Consider the following 21292-nt stretch of genomic DNA (forward strand, 5'->3'; position numbering starts at 1 on the left):
CTAGAGCGGGGCGTCGGCGCCCTGCGGCAGGTCCAGTCCGAGCAGGGCGTTCTCCACGACCTCGGTCAACGCCGGGTGGATCCAGTATTGCCCGCGCGCCATGTCCACGACGCCGAGCCCGGTGGCCATCGCCTGGATCAGCGGCTGGATGAGCATTGAGGCCTCATGCCCCATGATGTGGGCCCCCAGCAGCCGGCCGGTGGAGCGGGAGGCGACGAGCTTCACCAGGCCCTCCTGGTCCTCCATGGCCCAGCCGTAGGCGGTGGAGCCGTACTCCTGCACGACGGCCACCACGTCGCTTTCGTCAGCTGCCTGCTCCCGGGCCTGCGCCTCGGTCAGCCCGACGGCTGCGATCTGCGGGTCGGAGAAGACGGCTGCCGGAACCGCCGTCCGGTCGGTGGCCCGCAGCGCCCGGGGATGCTCGAGGTTGTGGGCCACCACGCGCGCCTCCCGGTTGGCCACGTGCTTGAGCTGGTACTCGTTGGACGCGTCCCCCAGCGCATAGCACCCCTCCACGGGTACACCGCCGGAGAGCACCCGCTGGAAATCATCCACTGCCAGCCGGCCGTCTTCCTCCAGATCCAGCCCGGCGGCCGCGGCGTCGAGCCGATCGGAATTCGGGATGCGCCCCGTGGCCAGGAGCACGACGTCGGCCCGCACCTCGAGTGGCTGCCCCTCCTGCTCGAAGTGGCCGGTGACGGTCCCGTCGTCGTTCCCGGTGATCGAGGTCAGCGCGTGGTCGAGCACGACCTCCCACCGCTGCCCTGCGGCAGCGGTGAAGCGGCGCGAAATCTCCTCGTCGTGGTGGCGCAGCAGCGCACCGGAGCGGTTGACCTGCGTGACGGAGGATCCGAGCCCGTGGAAGACGTGGGCGAACTCGGCGGCGATGAACCCGCCGCCGATGACCAGCACGCGTTCGGGCAGGTCATCCAGGCGCATGATCGTATCCGAGGTGTGGACCTGCGGCAGTTCCACGCCCGGGACATCGGGCAGCACGGCACGCGAACCGGAGGCGAGGACCACCTGGTCGGCGGTGATGACCTCCCCGGAGCCGGTGACCAGTGTGTGCGGGTCGCGCAGCACCACACGCTCCTGGTACACGTCCACGTTGTCCAGTTCCTGGTCCCTGTAGCGCAGGCCGGCAGCGGAAATGGCGTCGATCCGCCCGAAGATCCGGTCGCGGATGCCACGCCAATTGGTGCTCCGGCGCTCCAGGTCGATCCCGAGCCGGCCCGCCTGCTGGGTGGAGGCCCCCAGCGTGGCCGGGTAGACGAACATCTTGGTGGGGATGCACCCGACATTCAGGCACGTCCCGCCGAAGATCCCGGCGTCGATGAGGGCGACCTTCTTGTCATCCCAGTACGGCGTGATCAACGAGTTGCCGGAACCGGAGCCGACGATGGCCAGGTCGTAGCGGGTCATGGGGTCACGCCTTCAGTTCATCGACGACCAGGGCCGCCAGCTCCAGGGCAGCATCCCGTGTTGCCGGCTTGAGCCTCTCCAGGTCCACACGCGATCCCTCGGCCAGATGCGGGTCGTGCGGCAGCCGGACGACCGTCGCCACGCGGCTGCGGAAGTGGGCCTCGATCTCCTCGACGTTCACGCCGCGTCCCTGCCCGGAGGACTGGTTGATGACCACGATGGCGTTCGAGGCCAGATCGGACCGGCCATGGGCCTCGAGCCACGACAACGTCTCGGAGGCCAGCCGGGCCTCGTCCACGCTCGCCCCTGAGACCAGGACGACGGCGTCGGCCTTCTCCAGTGTCCCCTTCATGACCGTATGGACCATGCCCGTTCCCGAGTCGGTCAGCACGATCGAGTAGTACTTGGAGAGCAGGTCGGTCACGGCCCGGTAGTCGGCGTCGTCAAACGCCTCGGCGACCCGGGGGTCGGTGTCGGAGGCGAGCACGTGCAGACGCGATCCCTCCCGGGCGGCATAGGCCGACAGCTTGGAAAACGAATCGACCATGAACCGGTTCTGCACCAGGTGCCGGGCCGTGAACGCCGATTTTCCCGGCGAGCGGTCGCTGAGCGTCCCACGGTCTGGGTTCGCGTCCAGGGCGATGATGCGGTCCTCCCGCAACTGGGCCAGTGACATGCCCAGCAGCGTCGTCACGGTGGTCTTGCCGACCCCGCCCTTGCGGGATAGGACGGGAACATAGCGGGTGGCGCCGCCCAGCGGTGCCGCGATGCGTCGTTCCGTCTGCCGGCGGATCCTCACGGCATCCGAATCCCCGACGTTCACCCGGCCGAAGGTCGCCCGGTACAGCAGCCGCCGCCAGCCACCGGCCGGCTCCCGGTCACGGGGTTCCAGCAATCGGTCGGCCGTCAGCTGGGCCGCACTTTCCGGGGTACCGGTTCCGGAGGGGGCATCCTGGCCGTGTGGCTCGGCGGTGCTGCCGGCCGCAACGGCCGGCTGCCCGACGGGAGCGGCGGGAATGACCTGGCCATCGCCCAGCGGACGCGCAGAGACCACGGCGGAGCCGTCCTCGTCCCCCGCCGGCTCCCAATCGGAGAGCTCGGGGACATCGGCGGCGCCGTGGCCCGCCGTTCCGACAGTGGGTTCTGCTGCCTCGTGGTCCGTCGACGGATCCGCGTCGGGCTCATGCTGCTCCGCCGCGTCGGCCCCGGGTTCCCCGGACCCGGTTTCCACGGCGTCGTCATCATGGTTCTGGTGGGGCTTGGTCATGGAATCCTCTGCACAAAAAATACTGTCAAACGGCTCGTCAGCACTCACCCTAGCGCACCGAGGGGGCGGCCACATGGTGCATGTGACCGCCCCCTCGGTGCGCCAAGGCGCTGGTTTCAGGCCTCGAGAACGACCAGCAGATCGCCGCCCTGGACCTGGGCCGTTCCATCGACCGCCACGCGGGCCACCGTGCCACCGGTGGACGAGGTGATCGCCGCCTCCATCTTCATGGCTTCGATCGTGGCGACGGTTCCGCCGGCTTCGACGGTGTCCCCCACCGCAACGGATGCGGTGACCGCACCGGCGAAGGGCGCCGCGACGTGGCCCGGATTGGCGGTGTCTGCCTTCTCGGCGGATTTCACCGTGGACTCCACGTTGCGGTCCCGCACGATGATCTGGCGCATCTGCCCGTTCAACGTGCACATCAGGGTCCGCATGCCCTTCTCGTCGGGTTCGGACACCGCCTGCAATGTCACCAGCAGGCGCACGCCCTTGCCGAGGGAGATCACGTGCTCGGCGTGCTGGACCAAACCGTAGAGGTAGTCGCGGGTGTGCAGCACCGAGACGTCTCCGTAGTCGGCCCGTGAGGCGGCGAAGTCGCGGGTCGGGCCGGGGAAGAGCAGCCGGTTCAGGGTCTCCCGGCGCGTCGCTGAATCGCCCTGCAGCGCCGCGGCGTCCTCCGGGTCCAGATCCTCCATCCGCACCTTGACGTTGCGGCCTTCCAGGGCCTTGGAACGGAACGGTTCGGGCCAGCCTCCGGGCGGATCACCCAACTCCCCGGAGAGGAAGGCGATGACCGAATCGGGAATGTCGAAGGCCTGCGGGTTCGCTTCGAATTCCTTCGGGTCGACGTTCATGCCGACCAGTTGAAGGGCCAGATCGCCCACGACCTTGGAGGACGGGGTGACCTTGACCAATCGGCCCAGGATCGCATTGGCCGCCGTGTACATGTCCTCGACGTCCTCGAACCGTTCGGCCAGGCCCAGGGCCTTGGCCTGCTGGCGCAGGTTCGAGAGCTGCCCACCGGGGATCTCGTGGCGGTAGACCCGTCCCGTCGGCCCCGGCAGCCCGGACTCGAAGGGGGCATACATGGCACGCACTGCCTCCCAGTATGGCTCCAGCGATGCCGCCGCCTCCAGTTCGATGCCGGTGTCGCGTGCGGTGTTCGCCAGCGCGGCGATCAGTGCGGACTCCGAGGGCTGGGAGGTGGTTCCTGCCATGGAGGCGACCGCGACGTCCACGGCGTCCACCCCGGCGTCGGCTGCTGCCAGCAACGTGGCCAACTGGCCACCGGCGGTGTCATGGGTGTGCAGGTGCACCGGCAGGTCGAACCGCTCGCGCAGGGCGGTGACGAGCTTCGCGGCGGCGGCGGGCCGCAGCAGTCCTGCCATGTCCTTGATCGCCAGGATGTGGGCTCCGGCGTCGACGATCTGCTGGGCCAGGTCCAGGTAGTAGTCCAGCGTGTAGAGGTCCTCGGCCGGGTCGAGCAGGTTCCCGGTGTAGCAGAGGGCCACTTCGGCGACGGCGGTGCCTGTCTCCCGGACGGCCTTGATGGCCGGTGCCATCTGCGAGACATCGTTGAGCGCGTCGAAGATGCGGAAGATGTCGATACCCGATGACGCGGCCTCCTGCACGAACGCGTCGGTGACCTCCGTCGGGTACGGCGTGTAGCCGACGGTGTTGCGCCCGCGCAGCAGCATCTGCAACGGGATGTTCGGCATCTCGGCGCGCAGGCGCTCCAACCGGTCCCAGGGGTCCTCACCGAGGAAGCGCAATGCCACATCGTAGGTTGCACCGCCCCAGACCTCCATGGAGAAGAGCTGCGGCAGCGTGTGGGCGTACGCCGGCGCCGCGGCCAGCAGGTCGCGGGTGCGGACCCGGGTGGCCAGCAGCGACTGGTGCGCGTCCCGGAAGGTGGTGTCGGTCAGTGCCAGCTCGGTGCGCGAACGCAATTCGGCGGCAAACCCCTCCGGGCCACGCTCCAGCAGGACCTTGCGCCAGCCGGCCGGGGGCTCATGCTCCGAGGGGCCGTCAAACGGGCTGCGCATCGGCTGGTCCGACTTGTCCCCGGGGTAGTACGGGAGCTTCTTACGCGGATCGATCCCCTCGATGCGCTCCCCGTTGGGCCGGTTCACCGTGACATCGGCCAGGTAGGTGATCGCCTTCGTGCCACGGTCCTGGCTGCGGTTGCCCTCCAACAGGTCCGGACGGGAGTCGATGAAGTCGGTGGCCACGTCCCCGGCGATGAATTGCGGGTCATCGAGCACATTCATCAGGAACGGGATGTTCGTCGCGACGCCACGCACGCGGAACTCCGCCAACGCCCGACGCGCCCTGCGCACCGCTGCCTCGTAGTCGCGGCCACGGCAGGTGAGCTTGACCAGCATGGAGTCGAAGTGCGGGGAAACCTCGGCACCGGCATAGATCGTTCCGCCGTCGAGCCTGACCCCGGAGCCACCGGCCGACCGGTAGACGGTGATGGTCCCGACGTCGGGCCGGAAGCCGTTGGAGGGATCCTCGGTGGTGATGCGGCACTGCATCGCTGCACCGCGGATCCGCAGGTCCTCCTGGTGGATGTCCAGGTCATCGAGGGTCTCCCCCGCCGCGATGCGCATCTGCGCCGAGACCAGGTCGATGTCGGTGATTTCCTCGGTCACCGTGTGCTCGACCTGGATGCGGGGGTTCATCTCGATGAAGACGTGCTCACCCGCCCGCTCTCCGACCGTGTCGACCAGGAACTCGACGGTTCCCGCGTTCTGGTACTTCAGCGCCTTGGCGAACTTCACCGCATCGGCGTAGAGGGCCTGGCGGATGTTCTCATCGAGGTTCGGGGCCGGGGCGATTTCCACGACCTTCTGGTGGCGGCGCTGCAAGGAGCAGTCACGCTCAAAGAGGTGGACCACGTTCCCCTCGCCGTCGGCGAGGATCTGGACCTCGATGTGCCGCGGGCGCAGGACTGCCATTTCCAGGAAGACCGTGGGGTCCCCGAAGGCCGTCCCGGCCTCACGCATCGCCGCATTGAGGGCGTCGGGCAGGTCCTCACGCTTGTCGACCCGGCGCATGCCGCGTCCGCCGCCACCGGCGACCGCCTTGACGAAGATGGGAAAACCGATCTTGTCCGCTTCGCCGATCAGCCACTCCGGGTCATCGCTGGGCTCGGAGGAGGCCAACGTGGGGATGCCTGCGGCCTTCGCTGCCTTGAGCGCCTGGACCTTGTTGCCGGCGAGTTCGAGCACGTCGGCCGGCGGGCCGATGAAGGTGATGCCGGCCTCATGCGCTGCACGGGCCAGGTCGGGGTTCTCGGAGAGGAAGCCGTATCCGGGGTAGATGGCATCCGCGCCGGCGTCCTTGGCGACACGGATGACCTCCTCGACGTCGAGGTAGGCACGGACCGGGTGGCCCTCTTCGCCGATCTGATAGGCCTCGTCGGCCTTCTGGCGATGGATGGAGCCGCGGTCCTCGTAGGGGAAGACCGCCACGGTCTTCGCCCCCAATTCGTAGCCGGCACGAAACGCGCGGATGGCGATTTCGCCGCGGTTGGCAACCAAAACCTTTGAAAACATGATGCTCCTGCAGGGTGTCTGTTGGTCAGGACGAACGCGACGGTACTCCCGGGTTTCGGGCGATGCTGCTTCCGTGCGCCAGGCGCGATGTGTAGATCCAAGCCTGCCGATACCCTACAGTGGCGCACCACACACCGGTAACTGTGTTTCGTTATGACGTGTGGCACACCGCCGCCGGTGGAGCGGCGAAGCGCGGGGCCACCTTATGATGGGTAGGAGCCGAAACAGCGCAACAACACAGTAAGGTCGTGGTCCGTTCCGTGCAGGTCGTGAGCATCAGCAGTCTCAAGGGTGGCGTCGGGAAGACGTCGGTCACCCTCGGTTTGGCGTCGGCGGCATTGGCCGCCGGCATTCCGACCTTGGTGGTGGACCTGGATCCACATGCCGATGCGAGCACCGGCCTGGGTGTGGAGCCCAATGGCGAGAACGACATCGGCCATCTGCTCAAGAACGCGCGACGTGCCGATATCGCAGCGGCCGCGGTATCCAGCCCCTGGACCTCCCGCGCATCGGCAGCCGAGGACGCCACGGGGCCAGCAGTGTTGGATGTGGCCGTGGGCGGTGCCTTCAGTGGTATCTATGACCGTCCCGACTTGAAGCTGCGCAACCTGCGCCGGCTCCAGACCATTCTGGCCCGCCAGGATCGGTACGAGCTGGTGCTCATCGACTGCCCACCGTCCCTGAACGGGCTGACGCGCATGGCCTGGACCGCCAGCCAGCGGGTGCTGCTGGTCGCCGAGCCCAGCCTGTTCTCCGTGGCGGGTACCGAGCGGACCCTGCGGGCCTTGGAGCTCTTCCGCCAGGAGTTCGTCCCCGGGCTGCAGACGGCCGGGGTGGTGGCCAACCGTTTCCGCGATTCCTCGTCCGAACAGCGCTTCCGGCTCGATGAAATGCGCACCATGTTCGGATCGTCGCTGCTCTCCCCCGTCCTGCCGGACCAGGCGAACTGGCAGCAGATCCAGGGCGCGGCCTACGCGGTGCACCAGTGGCCCGGCGACGCCGCACGACAGGCAGCGGCACGCTTCGACGAATTGCTGCGCGGCATCACGGCCCACTGACTTTCCGGCCATGGGAAGAGCGCGTGTCCCCGTCGGGGACACGCGCTCTGTGATTCCGGGTCAGGGGGCCAGTTCGTGGCTAGCTGGCCGACTTCTTGGCTGCCCGACGGCGGCCCAGTTCATCCCCGGGGAAGATCGCTTCCTCGTCCACCGCGTGCTCGCTCGGCAACTCGGACAGGCTGCCCTCGACTTCGCGCCAGACGCGCCCGACGGCGATGCCGAACACCCCCTGGCCTCCCTGGACCAAGTCGATGACCTCGTCGGCCGACGTGCACTCATAAACGGATGCGCCATCACTCATCAGGGTGATTTGCGCCAGGTCCTCGACACCGCGTTCGCGGAGGTGGACCACGGCCGTGCGGATCTGCTGCAGCGAGACCCCTGTATCCAGCAGCCGCTTGACGACCTTGAGCACGAGGATGTCCCGAAAGCTGTACAGGCGCTGGCTGCCCGAACCGGCGGCGCCCCGGACGGCCGGCTCGACCAATCCGGTGCGGGCCCAGTAATCGAGCTGACGGTAGGTAATGCCGGCCGCCTTGCAGACGACGGTACCGCGATAGCCCGCCCCCTCGTCGAGGACCGGCAGGTCCTCGGTGAAGAGCAGCCCCTGCGCATTCACAGCAGTGGTCGACCGGCCGACGCCGGACGACGCTCCGCTGTGCTCACCTATCGGACTCACGTGGACCCTCCTAGTCAAAAACTCCCCCCATAGGGAGCTTGCCGGCTGCCGGGAACCGTGGAGGCATCGAAGGCCGTCCACTGTGCCGAGTGATGGGACAGCGAAGCAATGGGATTCTTATGCTTTGACGGTACGGCCGAACGGGTCCCACGTCAAAGACCTTCAAGCTTAACTTGAGGGCGTGTCGCTATTCGCCAAAATCCTCGGGCTCGACATCGGCCAGGAATTCGCGGAACTGGCGGACCTGGTCCTCCGCGCCGTCGGCGGTGTTGCCGTCCTCGCTGACCATGACCCCGGCCTCCTCCAGCACCTCGTCGGAACAGGTGATCGGGCATCCTGCACGCAGGGCGAAGGCAATCGCGTCGGAGGCCCGCGAGTCGACACTGGCGCCGCCGTCGAATTCGAGTTCGGCGTAGAAGACGGTGTCCTTCACCGCCACGAGGCGCGCCTCCACCAGGGGATGCCCCAGGGCCGAGACCACTGCCTCGAGCAGGTCATGGGTCATCGGGCGCGGCGTGGCCATCCCCTGCTGGCTCATGGCAATGGCCGATGCCTCGGGAGCACCGATCCAGATGGGCAGATGGCGGGGCCCGTCGATTTCCTTGAGCAGGACCAGCGGCTGGTTGGAGGGCAGTTCGATCCGAACGCCGACGACCATGAGCTCTCGCATGGGTTCCTCCCGCTGTCCTAGTGGTCCATCCGGGCGATGGCTCCATTGACCAGCGCACTGTGCAGTGCCAGGCAGGCATCGCTGATCTCGCGTGCCGTCTCGGCCGCACGGGCGCGGGACGAGACATCCCGTCGGCTGGACAAGGGGGCCACGGCCCGTTCGACCAGTCCGAGTTCACGGTCGGCGGCGGCCCGGAAGCCACGCAGGTGGCGCGGTTCGATTCCGTGGGCGGCCAGCTTGGCGCTGGCCGTGGCAATGCGCACCGCATGCTCGTCGAACCGCTGGTCCTCTTCTGCGATGACGCCATAGGCCAGCAATTCGGAGATGAGTTCATCCGATGCCCCCGTGACACCCTGCAGTTCCGCTCGGGTCAGCGGACGCGTGTGACCTGCCAGCTCCTGGGCCAGTTGGTCGGTCACGCTGCGCGGGGCGAGCGTCAAGCCACCGGCCAGTTGTTCCGGGCGTTCGCCGCGGTCGACGGCGTCGAGGTAGTCCTTGATGACCTTCAACGGCAGGTACTGGTCGCGTTGGAGCGACAGGATGAACCGCAGCCGGTCGATGTCGCCGGCCGTGTATTTGCGGTATCCGGCGGCGGTGCGCTGCGGGGTGATGAGACCCTTCTCCTCGAGGAAGCGGATCTTCGAGGCGGTGGTCTGCGGGAAGTCTGCCGACAGTTCGGTCAGGACCTCGCCGATATTGAGCACGCTCGCCCGGGGGGCCTCAGCGCCCGCCCCGATGCCGCGTCGGGAATGCGCCGATGCAACCACAGAAATTACCGTCAGTCCTGCCGCGAGGCGGTCGTGGGGAGGGTGCCGGCGTAGAACGTCAACCGGAACTTGCCGATGCGTACTTCCGAACCGGTGCGCAGCCGGACCGCGTCGACGCGGTCGCCGTTGACATAGGTGCCGTTCAGGCTGCCGGAATCCACGATCTGGAATCCGGAGCCGTCACGGCGGAATTCTGCATGCTTGCGGGAGACGGTCACATCGTCCAGGAAGATATCCGCCTCGGGGTGGCGTCCGGCAGTGGACACTTCGCCGTCGAGCAGGAAGCGGGCACCACGGTTGGGGCCGGAATGGGCGATCAGCAGCGCGGAACCCTCGGGCAGCGCGTTGACGGAGGAGCGTTCCTCGGTCGACAGCGATGCCTCGGGAACGACCTCGTCCCGCATTGGAGGCAAGCTGATGTTGGTGGTCTCCGCCGCGGATTTCCTACGCTCCGTAGCGCCGTCCTCCCAACGGTGATCGCCACTCATATGCTTCCTCCCTGGAATGGTGAATGCTCGATGCCGGCCGTTTGGACAGTGGTCCAAATGACGCGCCGACTTTGTGTTTTATCCAGCCTAGCCTACCGGTTATCCCTGTTTGCAAGCCGGTTGGCGTCATGATCGCCGCATTGCCTGCGCAGGAGGGTCCGGAGCATGGAGAAGGGGCCCTGCGGAAACGGAATTCCGTTCCCGCAGGACCCCTTATCGCCGGTCGGGCTAGCGGGATTCGAACCCACGGCCTCCTGACCCCCAGTCAGGCGCGCTACCAAGCTGCGCCATAGCCCGGCGGTTCCGCAGCCGTTATCCCGTCCGTGAGGGCGGGTGCCGTCTGCGAAAAGCTCCTCAGCTACTCTACCGCATTTCCGGAGCTACTTTGACCGCCCACGCTTCTCACGCACGCGCATGCTGACCTCGATGGGCGTTCCGGTGAAACTGAACGTCTCCCGCAGGCGGCGGGTGATGAACCTGCGGTACCCGGGGTCCAGGAACCCCGTGGTGAAGAGCACGAAACGCGGTGGGCGTGACGATGCCTGGGTGGCGAAGAGGATGCGCGGTTGCTTGCCTCCACGGACCGGGTGCGGGTGCGCCGCCACCAGTTCGCCCAGGAAGGCATTGAGCTTGCCCGTCGGGATGCGCCGGTCCCACGACTCCAGGGCCAGGTCCAGGGCGGGAACGAGCTTTTCCTTGTGCCAACCGGTGGCCGCTGACATGTTCACGCGCGGGGCCCAGGCCACGTGGGCCAGGTCCTGCTCGATTTCACGTTCCAGGTAGCGTCGGCGTTCGTCGTCGAGCAGATCCCATTTGTTGAAGGCCAGCACCAGGGCGCGGCCCGAGTCGATGCTCGTCTGCAGGATCCGCACGTCCTGTTCGCTGAGCACCTCGTCCACTGCCAGGAGCACGACGGCGACCTCTGCCTTTTCCAGCGCCGACTGCGTGCGCAGGGAGGCGTAGTAGTCCGAGCCCTGGGCCATGTGCTGACGGCGCCGGATGCCTGCCGTGTCCACGAAGCGCCAGGTCCGTCCGCCGAGTTCGACGAGTTCGTCCACGGGGTCGCGCGTGGTGCCCGCCGTGTTGTCGACGACGACGCGTTCGGCGCCGGCGAGCTTGTTCAGCAGCGAGGACTTGCCGACGTTGGGGCGCCCGATGAGGGCGACGCGGCGCGGACCGCCACGCGGGACCATGCCGCCGAAGGCCGAGTAGGCGGGAAGCTTCTCGAGCAGGTCGTCCAGCAGGTCGGCGGTGCCGCGGCCGTGCAGTGCCGAGACCGGGTAGGGCTGGCCGAAACCGAGACTCCACAGCGACGCGGCATCGGCTTCCTGCGCTTCCCCGTCGACCTTGTTGGCGACCAGGAACACCGGCTTCTTCTGCCGGCGCAGCATCTTGACGACGAGTTCGTCGGTGGCCGTGGCCCCGACGGCGGAGTCGACGACGAAGATGACGGCGTCGGCCAGGTCCGCGGCGACCTCGGCCTGCTCGGCCACGCGGGCGTGGATGCCCTTGGCATCGTGTTCCCAGCCGCCGGTGTCCACGAGCGTGAAGTCACGCCCGCTCCATTCGGCGCTGTAGGTCACCCGGTCCCGGGTGACGCCCGGGACGTCCTCGACGACTGCCTCGCGGCGGCCGATGATGCGGTTGACCAGGGTCGACTTGCCGACATTGGGGCGTCCGATGATGGCCACCACCGGGGGGACCCGATCGTCCTCGTCCTCGAAGTCGTCGTCATCGACATGCGAGAGCAGCCGGGTGTCCTCGTCGTCGAGGTCGTAGTCGGCGAGTCCTTCGCGCAGCGAGGCGGCGCGTTGCTCGGCCTCCTCGTCGGTGATCTGGTTGAGTCGTTCGGCGACGTGGTCCTCTCCCGAGGGGACGTATTCGTCTCCGTCGCCGGGAACGGCGGCGTGATCGGTCATGTTCAGGGATTCCTTTGTTCGCCGCTTCCGCCGTACGCGGAAGCACTTACCATTTTTGCATGCCGTGGGCTGCCCGGCCTTCAGGCCGGGGCGTCGGCTGCTTCCACGACGGAGAGCACTGCCTGGACCGTCTGCTCAAAATCCAGGTCAGAGGAATCGACGGTGACGACGCCGTCGGCAGCAGTGGTGAAACTGGTGACCGTTGAGTCCTTGGCGTCGCGGGCCACGACCTGGCGTTGCAGGTCCTCGCTGGTCTGGGTCCCGCCGAGTTGCAGCCCGCGCCGGGCCATGCGGACCTCCTCGCGGGCGGTCAGCAGGATACGCGCCGGTGCCTCGGGGGCGACGACGGTGGTGATGTCCCGTCCCTCGGCGACGATGCGTGCGTGTCCGGCGATGATCTCCTGTTGACGGCGAACCAGTTCGGCGCGGACATCGAGGATGACTGCCACCGTGGACACCGCCTCGGAGACATAGGGCTTGCGGATCTCCGCCGTGACGTCCGCCCCGTTGACCAGGACCTGTTCGAGGTCGGGGTCGACGCCGATCTGCACGTTGGCTTCCCGGACGGCAGCGGTCACCGCGGCCGTGTCGGAGAGATCGGTCCGCGCATCCAGGCACGCGAACGTCAACGCCCGGTACATGGCCCCGGTGTCGAGGTAGGCGGCGCCGATCCGTCGGGCGACCTCCTTGGAGATCGAGGATTTTCCGCTGCCGGAGGGGCCGTCGATGGCCACCACGAGGTTCTTCACTTACTGCACTACCTTCCATGAGCGTTCGGTGAGGGCTTCCATCAATTCCTGGCTTCGCCCGGGCAGGACCGATACTTCGACCATTCCGACCTTGTGGCCGGAGGAGTGTTCCATACGCAGGTCCTCGAGGTTCACCCCGATGTCCGCGACGTCGGCGAGCAGCTGGGCGATCTGGCCGGGACGGTCATCGACGATGACGGTGACGACGGCGAAGGCCTGCGGGGGTGCCCCGTGCTTTCCAGGGATGCGCGCCTGTCCTGCGTTGCCCTCCCCCATCAGTTCCGCCAGATCCAGCAGGGCACCGGGTGCCGCGGGGTCCTCGAGGGTGGAGATGAGCCGGTTGAGGTCCTCCCGCAACCCGTGCAGGATGCCCACGAGCTCCGGGGCGTTGTGGCTGAGGATCTGGATCCACAGTCGTGGGTCCGAGGCGGCGATGCGCGTGGTGTCGCGCAGGCCGTTGCCCGCGAGCCCGAGGGCATGGGCCGGTGCGTTGAGCAGCCGGGAGGCCAGCAGCGACGAGGCGATCTGGGGGAAGTGCGAGACCAGGGCGACGGCGGCGTCGTGCTCGCCGGCGTCCATCCGGTGCACGGTGGCACCGAGGTCGATGGCCAGGGCCTCGGCGGTCCGCACACTGTGCTCGCCGGTTCCGGGGTGCGCACAGATCACCCAGGGCATGGCGGTGAACAGCTCTCCGCGGGCCGCGGCAGGACCCGACTTCTCGCGGCCGGCCATCGGGTGGGTGCCCACGTAGCGGGAGAGTTCGCCATGGCCGAGCTCCGGGTCCGTCTCGAGCGCACGCAGGATCGAGGTCTTGACGCTGGCGATGTCCACCACAGTGGCCGTGGGGTGTTCGCGCAGGGCACGGGAGACCACGGCGGCGGTGACATCCGGGGGCGCGGCCACCACGACCAGCGCCGGTTCCGGCGATGAGGCGGGGTCGAAGACCGTGCCCGCACCGATGTCCTGGGCGACCTGCTGGGCCGTCGGCGAGGTGTCGGAGAGCAGGACCGGGATGCCCAGCCGGCTCAGCCCCAATCCGACGCTGGCGCCCAGCAGGCCGGTGCCGATGACCAGGACCGGCCCGGTGAGATGTGTGGCAGCCACCGGCTACATGCCCACGCCGGCCAGCAGGTGGCCGACTTCGTGGTGGCCGAGCTGGCGGATGGTCCCCTGCTTCTGGGCCCCGAGCTTGATCGGGCCCATCTGCACGCGGACCAGGCGCTTGACCGGGTGGCCGACGGCGTCAAAGAGCCGGCGGACGATGCGGTTCTTTCCCGAGTGCAGGATGACCTCGACGAGGACCTTGCCCGGGGTGGAGTCCACGAGCTTGAACGAGTCGACCTTGGCCATGCCGTCCTCGAGGGCGATGCCCGCCTTCATCTGCGCCCCGATGCCGTGGGCCATCGGGCCGGGCACCTGGACGAGGTAGGTCTTGGGGACCTCGTAGGAGGGGTGGGTCAGGCGGTTGGCCAGCTCGCCGTCGTTGGTGAGCAGCAGCAGCCCCTCGGTGTTCACGTCCAGGCGCCCGACGTGGAAGAGCCGCTCGCTCTTCTTGCGCAGGTAGTCCGCAATGCAGGGACGGCCTTCGGGGTCCTCCATGGTGGAGACCACGCCGCGGGGTTTGTTGAAGGCGTAGTAGCGCATGGTTTCGTTCAGCTGGATGCGCATGCCGTCCACGTGGATGCTCGTGGTGGCCGGGTCCACGCGGATGCCGAGCTCGGTGACGATCTCGCCGTTGACCTCGACGCGTCCGGCGGTGATCATCTCCTCGCTGACGCGGCGGGAGGCCACCCCGGCATTGGCCAGCACCTTTTGCAGGCGCACTCCATCGTGATCCTGGTCCTCGGCGGGCCGCTGCGCCGGACGCTGGGATGGGGCGGGGCGGTTCTTCTTGACAGGACCCAGGTTGCGTCCGAATCGTTCGCCGCCGAAAGCCTGCGGGCCGCGCGGGGTGCCGCCGGGTTGGCCCTTCTTGGCCGGGCCCTGCTTCTTGGCGCCGTAGCTGCCGCCCGACTTGCCGCCTGATGCCCCACGGCCCGAGCCGGCCGCACCGCGTCCGCCACCCTGGCCGGGCGTTGACCGGCGTTGGTTGCCGCGGCCTGCGCCTGAATTGGATCCCTGGGTCATGTTGATTCCTTCGTTGCTGCTGGGTGTGGTGGCCTAGAAAGGGACGTCGTCGTACTGGTCAAGATCGTCCAGCCCAGGCAAGTGGGGAGCGAGCTGCGGTAGATCCGCCACGCTGTCTATCCCCAATCTTTCCAGAAAATATGGGGTGGTCCGATACAGCATGGCCCCGGACTGCGGATCGGTGCCTTCTTCGGCGAGCAGTCCGCGCAGTGTCAGGGTGCGTACCACCGAGTCTACGTTGACCCCCCGGATGGCCGCGATCCGGGCGCGGGAGACGGGTTGGCGGTAGGCAACGACCGCCAGGGTTTCCAGGGCCGCCTGGGATAGCCGGGACGTGGCACCGTCCAGGACGAAGCGGGAGACAACGGGAGCAAAGTCACGTTTGGAGTAGACCCGCCAGCCGCCGGCCAGCTCCCGCAGCTCGAACCCGTGGTTCGCCGCATAGTCGTCCTGCAGTTCCCCCAGCAGCGTCCTGACCTGCCCCGCGTCGATCTCCAGCACCTCGGCGAACCGCTGGACGGTGACCGGTTCGTCGGCAACCATCAACACGGCTTCCAGGGCCATCCGGGGATCGGGGGCACCGTCGTCGTGCTGGCTCATTCGTTCTCCTCCTGGCGTTGACCCGCCGCGGCCGCGGGCACCGGTGTGCCGTCGTATTCCCCGGCGATCCGGTCGGGATGCCAGGGGCCCGCGTCCTCGTTCCAGCCCACCAGCAGTTCGCCGAGCGGCCCGTCCTGTTCGAATCCAACATATTTGTCCCGGAACATCTCCAGCAAGGCCAGGAACCGGGCGATCACCACCATGGTCTCCCCCGCATCGGCGATGAGCTCGGAGAAGCTGGTGAACCGGTCGGCATCGAGCCGTTCGGCAATGAGGTCGGCCTGCGCGCGCACGCTGACCGTGGGCGCGTGCAGGTGGGCGACGCCGACCTCCGTCGGTTCCGCCGGGCGGGGTTCCATGGCCTTGCGGGCCAGCTCGGCCAGCTGCTCCGGGGTCGTGGTGAAGACCAGCTCCGGGAGCAGTGCTGCAAAACCGGGCTCCAGCGCGACGCGGCGTGGATGCATCTCCCCCTGGTCGGCGAGCCGCTCGGACAGCTGTCCGGCGATGGCCTTGAACGCCCGGTACTGCAGCAGCCGGGCGAAGAGCAGGTCACGTGCCTCCAGCAGCGCGATGTCCTCGTCCGACTCCACCTCGCCGGTGGGCAGCAGCCGCGCCGCCTTCAGGTCCAGCAGGGTGGAGGCCACGACCAGGAAGGAGGTGGTCTCCTCCAGGGCGCGGTCCCCGGAGCGCTCCCGCAAGTCCCGCAGGTAGGCGATGAACTCGTCGGTGACCCGGGCCAAGGCGACCTCGGTGATGTCCAGCTGGTGCTTGCCGATGAGGTTCAGCAGCACGTCGAACGGCCCGGAGAAATTCTCCAGGGCGACCGCGAATCCCGCGACCGGGTCGGGCTCCGTCTCCGGCGCCGGTGCGGCGGATGGCGACCCGGTATCCGCCCGGCCCGCCGCGGTCATTACGGGGCGCCGCCGCGGCTGATGAGCTCCCGGGCCAGCATCCTGTAGGACTCGGCGCCGGGGTGGTTCCCCGCGTAGCTGGTGATCGGTTCCGCTGCGACGTTGGCGTCGGCGAACTTGATCGTGCGCTTGATGACCGTCTCGAAGACCTGGTCCCCGAAGGCCTCGATGAGCCGTCCGATGACCTCGCGGGAGTGCAGGGTCCGCGCGTCGTACATGGTGGCCAGGACGCCGTCGACCTGCAGGGAGGGGTTGAGCCGGTCCTGGACCTTGTCGATGGTCTCGACCAGCAGGGCCACCGCACGCAGGGCGAAGAATTCGGCGGTCAGCGGGATGATCACGCCGTGGGCGGCGGTCAGGGCGTTGACGGTCAGCAGGCCCAGGGACGGCTGGCAGTCGATGAGGATGACATCGTAGTCGTCGGAGACCTTGCGCAGGGCACGCTCGAGCACCTGTTCGCGGGCCACCTCGTTGACGAGCTGGACCTCGGCGGCGGACAGGTCGATGTTGGCCGGCAGCAGGTCGATGTTCTCGATATCGGTGTGCAGGATCGCATCGTGGATGCTGGTCTTGCGTTCCATCAAGACGTTGTAGACCGTGATGTCCAGCTCGTGCGGGTTGGTGCCGAAGCCCGCGCTGAGTGCCCCCTGCGGGTCGAAGTCGACCAGCAGGACCTTGCGTCCGTACTCGGCGAGCGCGGCGGCCAGGTTGATGGTGGAGGTGGTCTTGCCGACCCCGCCCTTCTGGTTGACCATGGCGATCACGCGTGCCGGACCGTGGCCTTCCAGCGGCTGTGGTTCGGGGAAGACCGTCAGGGGTCGACCGGTCGGCCCGAGGGCCGGCGGCTCTTTCAGCAATCCGGCCGTACGAGTCCTCGAACCCTTTTCCTCGCTCACGGTATGAACCACGCTTCCGTTCGTTGCTTGTCACTCACTACTAGCCCCAAGGCTATCGCCGCACGACGCCGGATTCCCGGATGTTTGGCCGGTCGCGGCGAGCCTTTACCTTGAAGCTGAACTCGAGGGTTGGTCGGGTGGCGGCACCCTGATTCCCCCCACCACGGCGTCGGCCGCCCCTCCCCCGCAGGGGATGGACGGCCGACACCGCAGGGACGGAGGGGACGGGGCCCCGCCGGTTCAGGTGCTACCGGAGGGCCGCCGCCTCGGGGACCTCGGTGGCCGGTGCAGCGGCATGGGCATCGGGCTCCAGCGAGAGTTCGTCGAAGGGGCGCTGGCCGGACAGCACGGCCCGGGTCTGCTCCATGTCGATCTCACGCGTCCACTTGCCGATCAGCAAGGTGGCGACGGCGTTGCCGGTGAAGTTGGTCAGGGCGCGGCACTCGGACATGAACTTGTCGATGCCCACGATCACTCCCATGCCATCGAGCAGCTCCGGGCGGTGGGACTGCAGGCCCGCTGCCAGCGTGGCCAGGCCGGCACCGGTGACGCCTGCGGCACCCTTGGAGGCGATGATCATGAAGACCAGCAGGGAGATCTGCTCGCCGAGGTTCATCGGCATGCCCATGGCGGTGGAGACGAACAGCGAGGCCATCGTCAGGTAGATGGCGGTGCCATCGAGGTTGAAGGAGTAGCCGGTCGGCACGGTGATGCCCACGACGGGCTTGGAGACCCCTGCGTGTTCCATCTTGGCGATCAGCCGCGGCAGCGCCGACTCCGAGGACGACGTCGAGAAGATCAGCAGGTATTCGCGGGCCAGGTACTTCAGCAGCGCGAAGATGTTCAGGCCGGTCACTGCCTTGAGGATGCCGCCCAGGACGACCACGATGAACAGCGCGCAGGTCAGGTAGAAGGAACCCATGAGGATGGCCATGGATCCGATGGCCGCCCAGCCGGTGGCGCCGACGACGGCGGCGATGGCACCGAAGGCGCCGATGGGGGCCGCCCACATGATCATCATCATCAGCTTGAAGACCACCGCCTGGATGTTCTGGATCCCGTGCAGGACCGGCTCGCCGGCCTTGCCCATGGACTGCAGCGCGAACCCGACGAGCAAGGCCAGAACCAGGGTCGGCAGCACCGGGATGTCCCCGGGGATCAGGCTCATCAGGAACTCGACCATGCCGCCTTCACTGCCGCCGGCCGCCGCCTTGTAGGGCTGCAGGTGCAGGCCCGCGCCGGGGTGGATCAGGTTGCCCACGACCAGGCCGATCGCCAGCGCGAAGGTCGACATGATGATGAAGTAGGCCAGTGCCAGGCCACCGACCTTGCCGACGGTCGCGGCACGGGCCACGGAGCCGACGCCCAGGACGATGGTGCAGAAGATCACCGGGGCGATGATCATCTTGATCAGGGCGACGAAGGCCGTGCCCAGCGGTTTGAGCGATTTGCCGACCTCGGGGAAGACCAGGCCGATCGCCGCGCCGAGGACGACGGCGATGATGACCATGATGTACAGCCAGTGGGTCCTGTCCTTCTTGCGCTGTGGCGGGGTTGCCGCCGTCGTGCCGCCCAAGGCGGGTTCGTTTTCTCCAGGCCTCGTTGCCATGTCGACTCCTTGTGGTGTTCAGGTTCTGCTTCCACTCCATGGTGGGCTTCGACGTGACCACGCTCACGCTTGCGTTCATATTGTTCACACCGGGTTCCGCCGTGGGAAACTGTCCTTTGGATTCCGAGGAGGACCGCCATGGCAGCGAGGGCACATCCGGCGACGGCGCCGCGCGGCACCTATTCGCTGGCCACCCGATTGTTCCTCGCCCAGCTGCTGCTGGTCGCCCTGGTGACTGCGGCCCTGAGCATGACCAGCTACGCCACGGCGCAGTCCCGCGCCCAAGAGGCCACGGGCGCCCGGGTGCTGAGCATCGCCGAGACCCTGGCCAACGACCCGTTCGTGGTCCAGGCGGTGGTCTCCTCCGACCCCTCCGCCCGGTTGCAGCCCTACGCCCGGAAGATCACCGCGATGGCGCCGGTGGATTTCGTGACCATCATGGCCCCGGACAGGACCCGCTACACGCACCCCAATCCGCGGGAACTGGGACGGCACTACATCGGCAGCATCGACAGCGCGCTGGCCGGACACAGCCAGATCGAGGAGTACGTCGGGACCCTGGGGCCCTCGGTGCGCGCCATCGCCCCCGTCTTCGACGACGGCGGAACGGTGGTGGCCATGGTCGCCGTCGGCGTCACCCTCCAGACCCTGTCGCTGACCCAGGCGGCGGCCCTGCCGGCGATCCTCTGGGTGGCGTTCGGCGCCGTCGTGCTCGGGGGCATCGGGTCCTGGATGCTCAGCCGCTACCTGCGCCGGGTGACCCTGGGTTTCGGGCCGGAGGAGTTGCGGAGCCTGTTCGCCTACTACGACTCGGCGTTGCATTCGCTGCGCGAGGGGCTGGTGCTGGTCGACGAGAAGGCCCGGCTGGTGCTCTACAACGACCAGGCGGCCGACCTGTTGGGCCTGCCGCCGGCCGGGGCGTTGAAGCCGGCACCGGTGGCGTCGCTGGGACTGCCGGAGACCGTGGCGGAACTCTTTGCCTCGGGTCGCCGCGCCGCCGATGAGATCCACCTGACGCGGGACCGCATACTGGTGATCAGCCAGCAGCGCGCCGCCCAGCCGGACACCGGCCCCACGGCCCGCTTCCCGTTCCGTTGGGCGCCGGCCCTGCGCCGCGGGGCCTCCAACGCCCGGGCGGCCTCTGCCTATCTGGGCACGGTGGCAACGCTGCGTGACCATACCGAGCTGCAGGCGCTCACCGGCGAACTGGAATCGATGAAGACCCTCTCCGAGGCGTTGCGCGCGCAAACCCACGAACATGCCAACCGGCTGCACACCGTGGCGACGATGATCGAGCTGGGCCGCGAGCGCGAGGCGCTGGACTTCGCGGTCCAGGACCGGCAGGAGTCCCAGCGGCTGACCGATGAGTTCGTGCAGTCCATCGACGAGCCGTTCCTGACAGCCCTGATGATCGGCAAGGCAGCCCAGGCCCACGAACGCGGGATCCGGCTGACCATGACGGCCAGCGGCGAGCTGCCCCCCGGGTCCCTGGATGCCCGCGACCTGGTCACCGTGACCGGGAACCTGCTGGACAACGCATTCGACGCCGCGGCCACCTCGGAGCTGCGCAGCGTGTGGGCTGACTTCTCGGCCGCCGACGGGGTGCTGATCATCTCCGTCGCCGATTCCGGCCCCGGGGTGGACACCGAACACCTGGAGGAGATCTTCCGGTTGGGGGGTTCGTCCAAGACCGGAGGGCCCGCGGGCGGGCGGGGCCTGGGCCTGGCCCTGGTGCGGCAGGCGGTGGCGCGGCTGGACGGTACGCTCGACGTTGAATCCGACGGTGGGGCGATCTTCACCGTCACGCTGCCGCTGCTGCCCCAGCTGCCCGGCGCCGACCCGTCAGGAGCACCCCATGGCCGCTGAACGTGATCTGCGCGTGCTGATCGTCGACGACGAGCCACTCACCGCCCAGGCCCACGCCGACTACGTGCGGCGGGTGCCCGGCTATGCCGTCGACGCCGTCGTGGCCACCGGCGGCGAGGCCCTGGCCCGGCTGGACGAGGCGGCCACCAGCGGGGTCCCGGTGGACCTGGTCCTGCTGGACATGAACCTGGCGGACCTGCACGGGCTCGATGTCGCCCGGCGGCTCCGCGGCCGCGGCCACCCGGTGGACATCATGGCGATCACCGCGGTGCGGGACCTGTACGTGGTGAAATCGGCGTTGGCCGCCGGGGTGAGCCAGTACCTGATCAAGCCGTTCACCTTCGCGGTCTTCCGCGAGAAGCTGGAGAACCACCGCAGGTTCCGGCTCAACCTGGCCGACGACGGCGGCACCGCCACCCAGGCCACGATCGACAGCGCGTTGGCGGCGCTGCGCACCGTGGGGCAGTCCCGTTTGCCCAAGGGGCTGCTCGAGGCGACCCTGGCGGCGATCTCCAGCGAACTGCGCGATACCGGGGACGCCCTCTCGGCCACCGAGGTGGCAGAGCGGCTGGAACTCTCCCGGGTGACGGCCCGGCGCTACCTGGAGTACCTGGCGGGGCAAGACCAGGCGGTGAAGACCCCGCGGCATGGGACGCCCGGGCGGCCCGAGTACGAATACCGCTGGCGGTAGGTCCCCGTCC

General features: G+C 68.2%; 18 protein-coding genes and 1 tRNA gene. 3 read left to right on the forward strand and 16 right to left on the reverse strand.

The annotated features are described in order from the left end of the window. From ACN0TP_RS16085 to ACN0TP_RS16095, 3 genes are all read right to left on the reverse strand, one after another. Positions 1 to 1422, reverse strand: a complete 1422-nt coding sequence (locus ACN0TP_RS16085) for a mycothione reductase (RefSeq protein WP_417220594.1) — start codon at positions 1420 to 1422, stop codon at positions 1 to 3. Between the two features lie 4 nt (positions 1423 to 1426). Continuing rightward, a complete protein-coding gene (locus ACN0TP_RS16090; protein ID WP_417220595.1) occupies positions 1427 to 2689 on the reverse strand; it encodes a MinD/ParA family ATP-binding protein in 1263 nt (420 codons plus the stop codon). Between the two features lie 116 nt (positions 2690 to 2805). Further along, positions 2806 to 6252, reverse strand: a complete 3447-nt coding sequence (locus ACN0TP_RS16095) for a pyruvate carboxylase (RefSeq protein ID WP_417220596.1) — start codon at positions 6250 to 6252, stop codon at positions 2806 to 2808. Between the two features lie 260 nt (positions 6253 to 6512). Between ACN0TP_RS16095 and ACN0TP_RS16100 the strand changes: the two genes are divergently transcribed. After that, entirely contained in the window at positions 6513 to 7310 is a 798-nt protein-coding gene (locus ACN0TP_RS16100; RefSeq protein ID WP_417220651.1) for a ParA family protein, read from the forward strand. A 79-nt stretch (positions 7311 to 7389) separates the two neighbouring features. On the opposite strand, the gene ACN0TP_RS16105 is transcribed toward ACN0TP_RS16100, so the two are convergent. The 13 genes from ACN0TP_RS16105 to ACN0TP_RS16165 all read right to left on the reverse strand — a co-directional run bounded on the left by ACN0TP_RS16105 (position 7390) and on the right by ACN0TP_RS16165 (position 18725). Then, the gene (locus tag ACN0TP_RS16105; RefSeq protein WP_417220654.1) at positions 7390 to 7980 is read right to left on the reverse strand and encodes a MerR family transcriptional regulator; all 591 of its coding nucleotides are present in this window, start codon (positions 7978 to 7980) and stop codon (positions 7390 to 7392) included. 196 nt (positions 7981 to 8176) lie between these two features. Further along, on the reverse strand, positions 8177 to 8659 hold the full coding sequence (locus tag ACN0TP_RS16110; protein WP_417220597.1) for a bifunctional nuclease family protein: 483 nt from the start codon (positions 8657 to 8659) through the stop codon (positions 8177 to 8179). Between the two features lie 17 nt (positions 8660 to 8676). Then, positions 8677 to 9363, reverse strand: a complete 687-nt coding sequence (locus ACN0TP_RS16115; protein WP_417220599.1) for a MerR family transcriptional regulator — start codon at positions 9361 to 9363, stop codon at positions 8677 to 8679. Between the two features lie 74 nt (positions 9364 to 9437). After that, positions 9438 to 9914 carry an FHA domain-containing protein gene (locus ACN0TP_RS16120; protein ID WP_417220602.1) on the reverse strand — a complete coding sequence of 159 codons (477 nt, stop codon included), beginning with the start codon at positions 9912 to 9914 and terminating at the stop codon, positions 9438 to 9440. Positions 9915 to 10137: 223 nt separating this feature from the next. Next, positions 10138 to 10211 (reverse strand) — tRNA-Pro (locus ACN0TP_RS16125). A gap of 83 nt (positions 10212 to 10294) precedes the next feature. Next, positions 10295 to 11833, reverse strand: a complete 1539-nt coding sequence (gene der / locus ACN0TP_RS16130) for a ribosome biogenesis GTPase Der (protein WP_417220604.1) — start codon at positions 11831 to 11833, stop codon at positions 10295 to 10297. Positions 11834 to 11913: 80 nt separating this feature from the next. Next, positions 11914 to 12582 (reverse strand): (d)CMP kinase, encoded by a 669-nt coding sequence (gene cmk / locus ACN0TP_RS16135; RefSeq protein WP_417220606.1) that lies wholly within the window; start codon positions 12580 to 12582, stop codon positions 11914 to 11916. Further along, the gene (locus ACN0TP_RS16140) at positions 12583 to 13686 is read right to left on the reverse strand and encodes a prephenate dehydrogenase (RefSeq protein ID WP_417220608.1); all 1104 of its coding nucleotides are present in this window, start codon (positions 13684 to 13686) and stop codon (positions 12583 to 12585) included. A 3-nt stretch (positions 13687 to 13689) separates the two neighbouring features. After that, positions 13690 to 14709, reverse strand: a complete 1020-nt coding sequence (locus ACN0TP_RS16145) for a pseudouridine synthase (protein ID WP_417220610.1) — start codon at positions 14707 to 14709, stop codon at positions 13690 to 13692. A gap of 33 nt (positions 14710 to 14742) precedes the next feature. Next, positions 14743 to 15309, reverse strand: a complete 567-nt coding sequence (gene scpB, locus ACN0TP_RS16150) for an SMC-Scp complex subunit ScpB (RefSeq protein WP_417220612.1) — start codon at positions 15307 to 15309, stop codon at positions 14743 to 14745. After that, positions 15306 to 16220, reverse strand: a complete 915-nt coding sequence (locus ACN0TP_RS16155) for a segregation and condensation protein A (RefSeq protein WP_417220613.1) — start codon at positions 16218 to 16220, stop codon at positions 15306 to 15308. The genes scpB and ACN0TP_RS16155 overlap by 4 nt, the downstream gene beginning before the upstream one ends. Continuing rightward, a complete protein-coding gene (locus ACN0TP_RS16160; protein ID WP_417220616.1) occupies positions 16220 to 17116 on the reverse strand; it encodes a ParA family protein in 897 nt (298 codons plus the stop codon). The genes ACN0TP_RS16155 and ACN0TP_RS16160 overlap by 1 nt, the downstream gene beginning before the upstream one ends. A 247-nt stretch (positions 17117 to 17363) precedes the next feature. Beyond that, on the reverse strand, positions 17364 to 18725 hold the full coding sequence (locus tag ACN0TP_RS16165; RefSeq protein WP_417220619.1) for a cation:dicarboxylate symporter family transporter: 1362 nt from the start codon (positions 18723 to 18725) through the stop codon (positions 17364 to 17366). 138 nt (positions 18726 to 18863) lie between these two features. Here ACN0TP_RS16165 and ACN0TP_RS16170 point away from each other — a divergent pair, with 138 nt between their 5' ends. Continuing rightward, a complete protein-coding gene (locus tag ACN0TP_RS16170) occupies positions 18864 to 20591 on the forward strand; it encodes an ATP-binding protein (protein WP_417220620.1) in 1728 nt (575 codons plus the stop codon). After that, positions 20581 to 21282, forward strand: a complete 702-nt coding sequence (locus tag ACN0TP_RS16175; protein WP_417220623.1) for a response regulator — start codon at positions 20581 to 20583, stop codon at positions 21280 to 21282. Before ACN0TP_RS16170 ends, ACN0TP_RS16175 begins: the two co-directional genes overlap by 11 nt. Positions 21283 to 21292 lie beyond the last annotated feature (10 nt).

It is taken from the genome of Arthrobacter sp. (assembly GCF_048266065.1).
In the GTDB taxonomy this organism is placed as follows: domain Bacteria; phylum Actinomycetota; class Actinomycetes; order Actinomycetales; family Micrococcaceae; genus Arthrobacter_H.

What these genes read in the sequence shown, in the direction of transcription:
- ACN0TP_RS16085 (WP_417220594.1), bottom strand. Translation starts at nt 1,422, where the DNA reads ATGACCCGCTACGACCTGGCCATCGTCGGCTCCGGTTCCGGCAACTCG.
- ACN0TP_RS16090 (WP_417220595.1), bottom strand. Translation starts at nt 2,689, where the DNA reads ATGACCAAGCCCCACCAGAACCATGATGACGACGCCGTGGAAACCGGG.
- ACN0TP_RS16095 (WP_417220596.1), bottom strand. Translation starts at nt 6,252, where the DNA reads ATGTTTTCAAAGGTTTTGGTTGCCAACCGCGGCGAAATCGCCATCCGC.
- ACN0TP_RS16110 (WP_417220597.1), bottom strand. Translation starts at nt 8,659, where the DNA reads ATGCGAGAGCTCATGGTCGTCGGCGTTCGGATCGAACTGCCCTCCAAC.
- ACN0TP_RS16120 (WP_417220602.1), bottom strand. Translation starts at nt 9,914, where the DNA reads ATGAGTGGCGATCACCGTTGGGAGGACGGCGCTACGGAGCGTAGGAAA.
- der (WP_417220604.1), bottom strand. Translation starts at nt 11,833, where the DNA reads ATGACCGATCACGCCGCCGTTCCCGGCGACGGAGACGAATACGTCCCC.
- ACN0TP_RS16145 (WP_417220610.1), bottom strand. Translation starts at nt 14,709, where the DNA reads ATGACCCAGGGATCCAATTCAGGCGCAGGCCGCGGCAACCAACGCCGG.
- scpB (WP_417220612.1), bottom strand. Translation starts at nt 15,309, where the DNA reads ATGAGCCAGCACGACGACGGTGCCCCCGATCCCCGGATGGCCCTGGAA.
- ACN0TP_RS16155 (WP_417220613.1), bottom strand. Translation starts at nt 16,220, where the DNA reads ATGACCGCGGCGGGCCGGGCGGATACCGGGTCGCCATCCGCCGCACCG.
- ACN0TP_RS16165 (WP_417220619.1), bottom strand. Translation starts at nt 18,725, where the DNA reads ATGGCAACGAGGCCTGGAGAAAACGAACCCGCCTTGGGCGGCACGACG.
- ACN0TP_RS16170 (WP_417220620.1), top strand. Translation starts at nt 18,864, where the DNA reads ATGGCAGCGAGGGCACATCCGGCGACGGCGCCGCGCGGCACCTATTCG.
- ACN0TP_RS16175 (WP_417220623.1), top strand. Translation starts at nt 20,581, where the DNA reads ATGGCCGCTGAACGTGATCTGCGCGTGCTGATCGTCGACGACGAGCCA.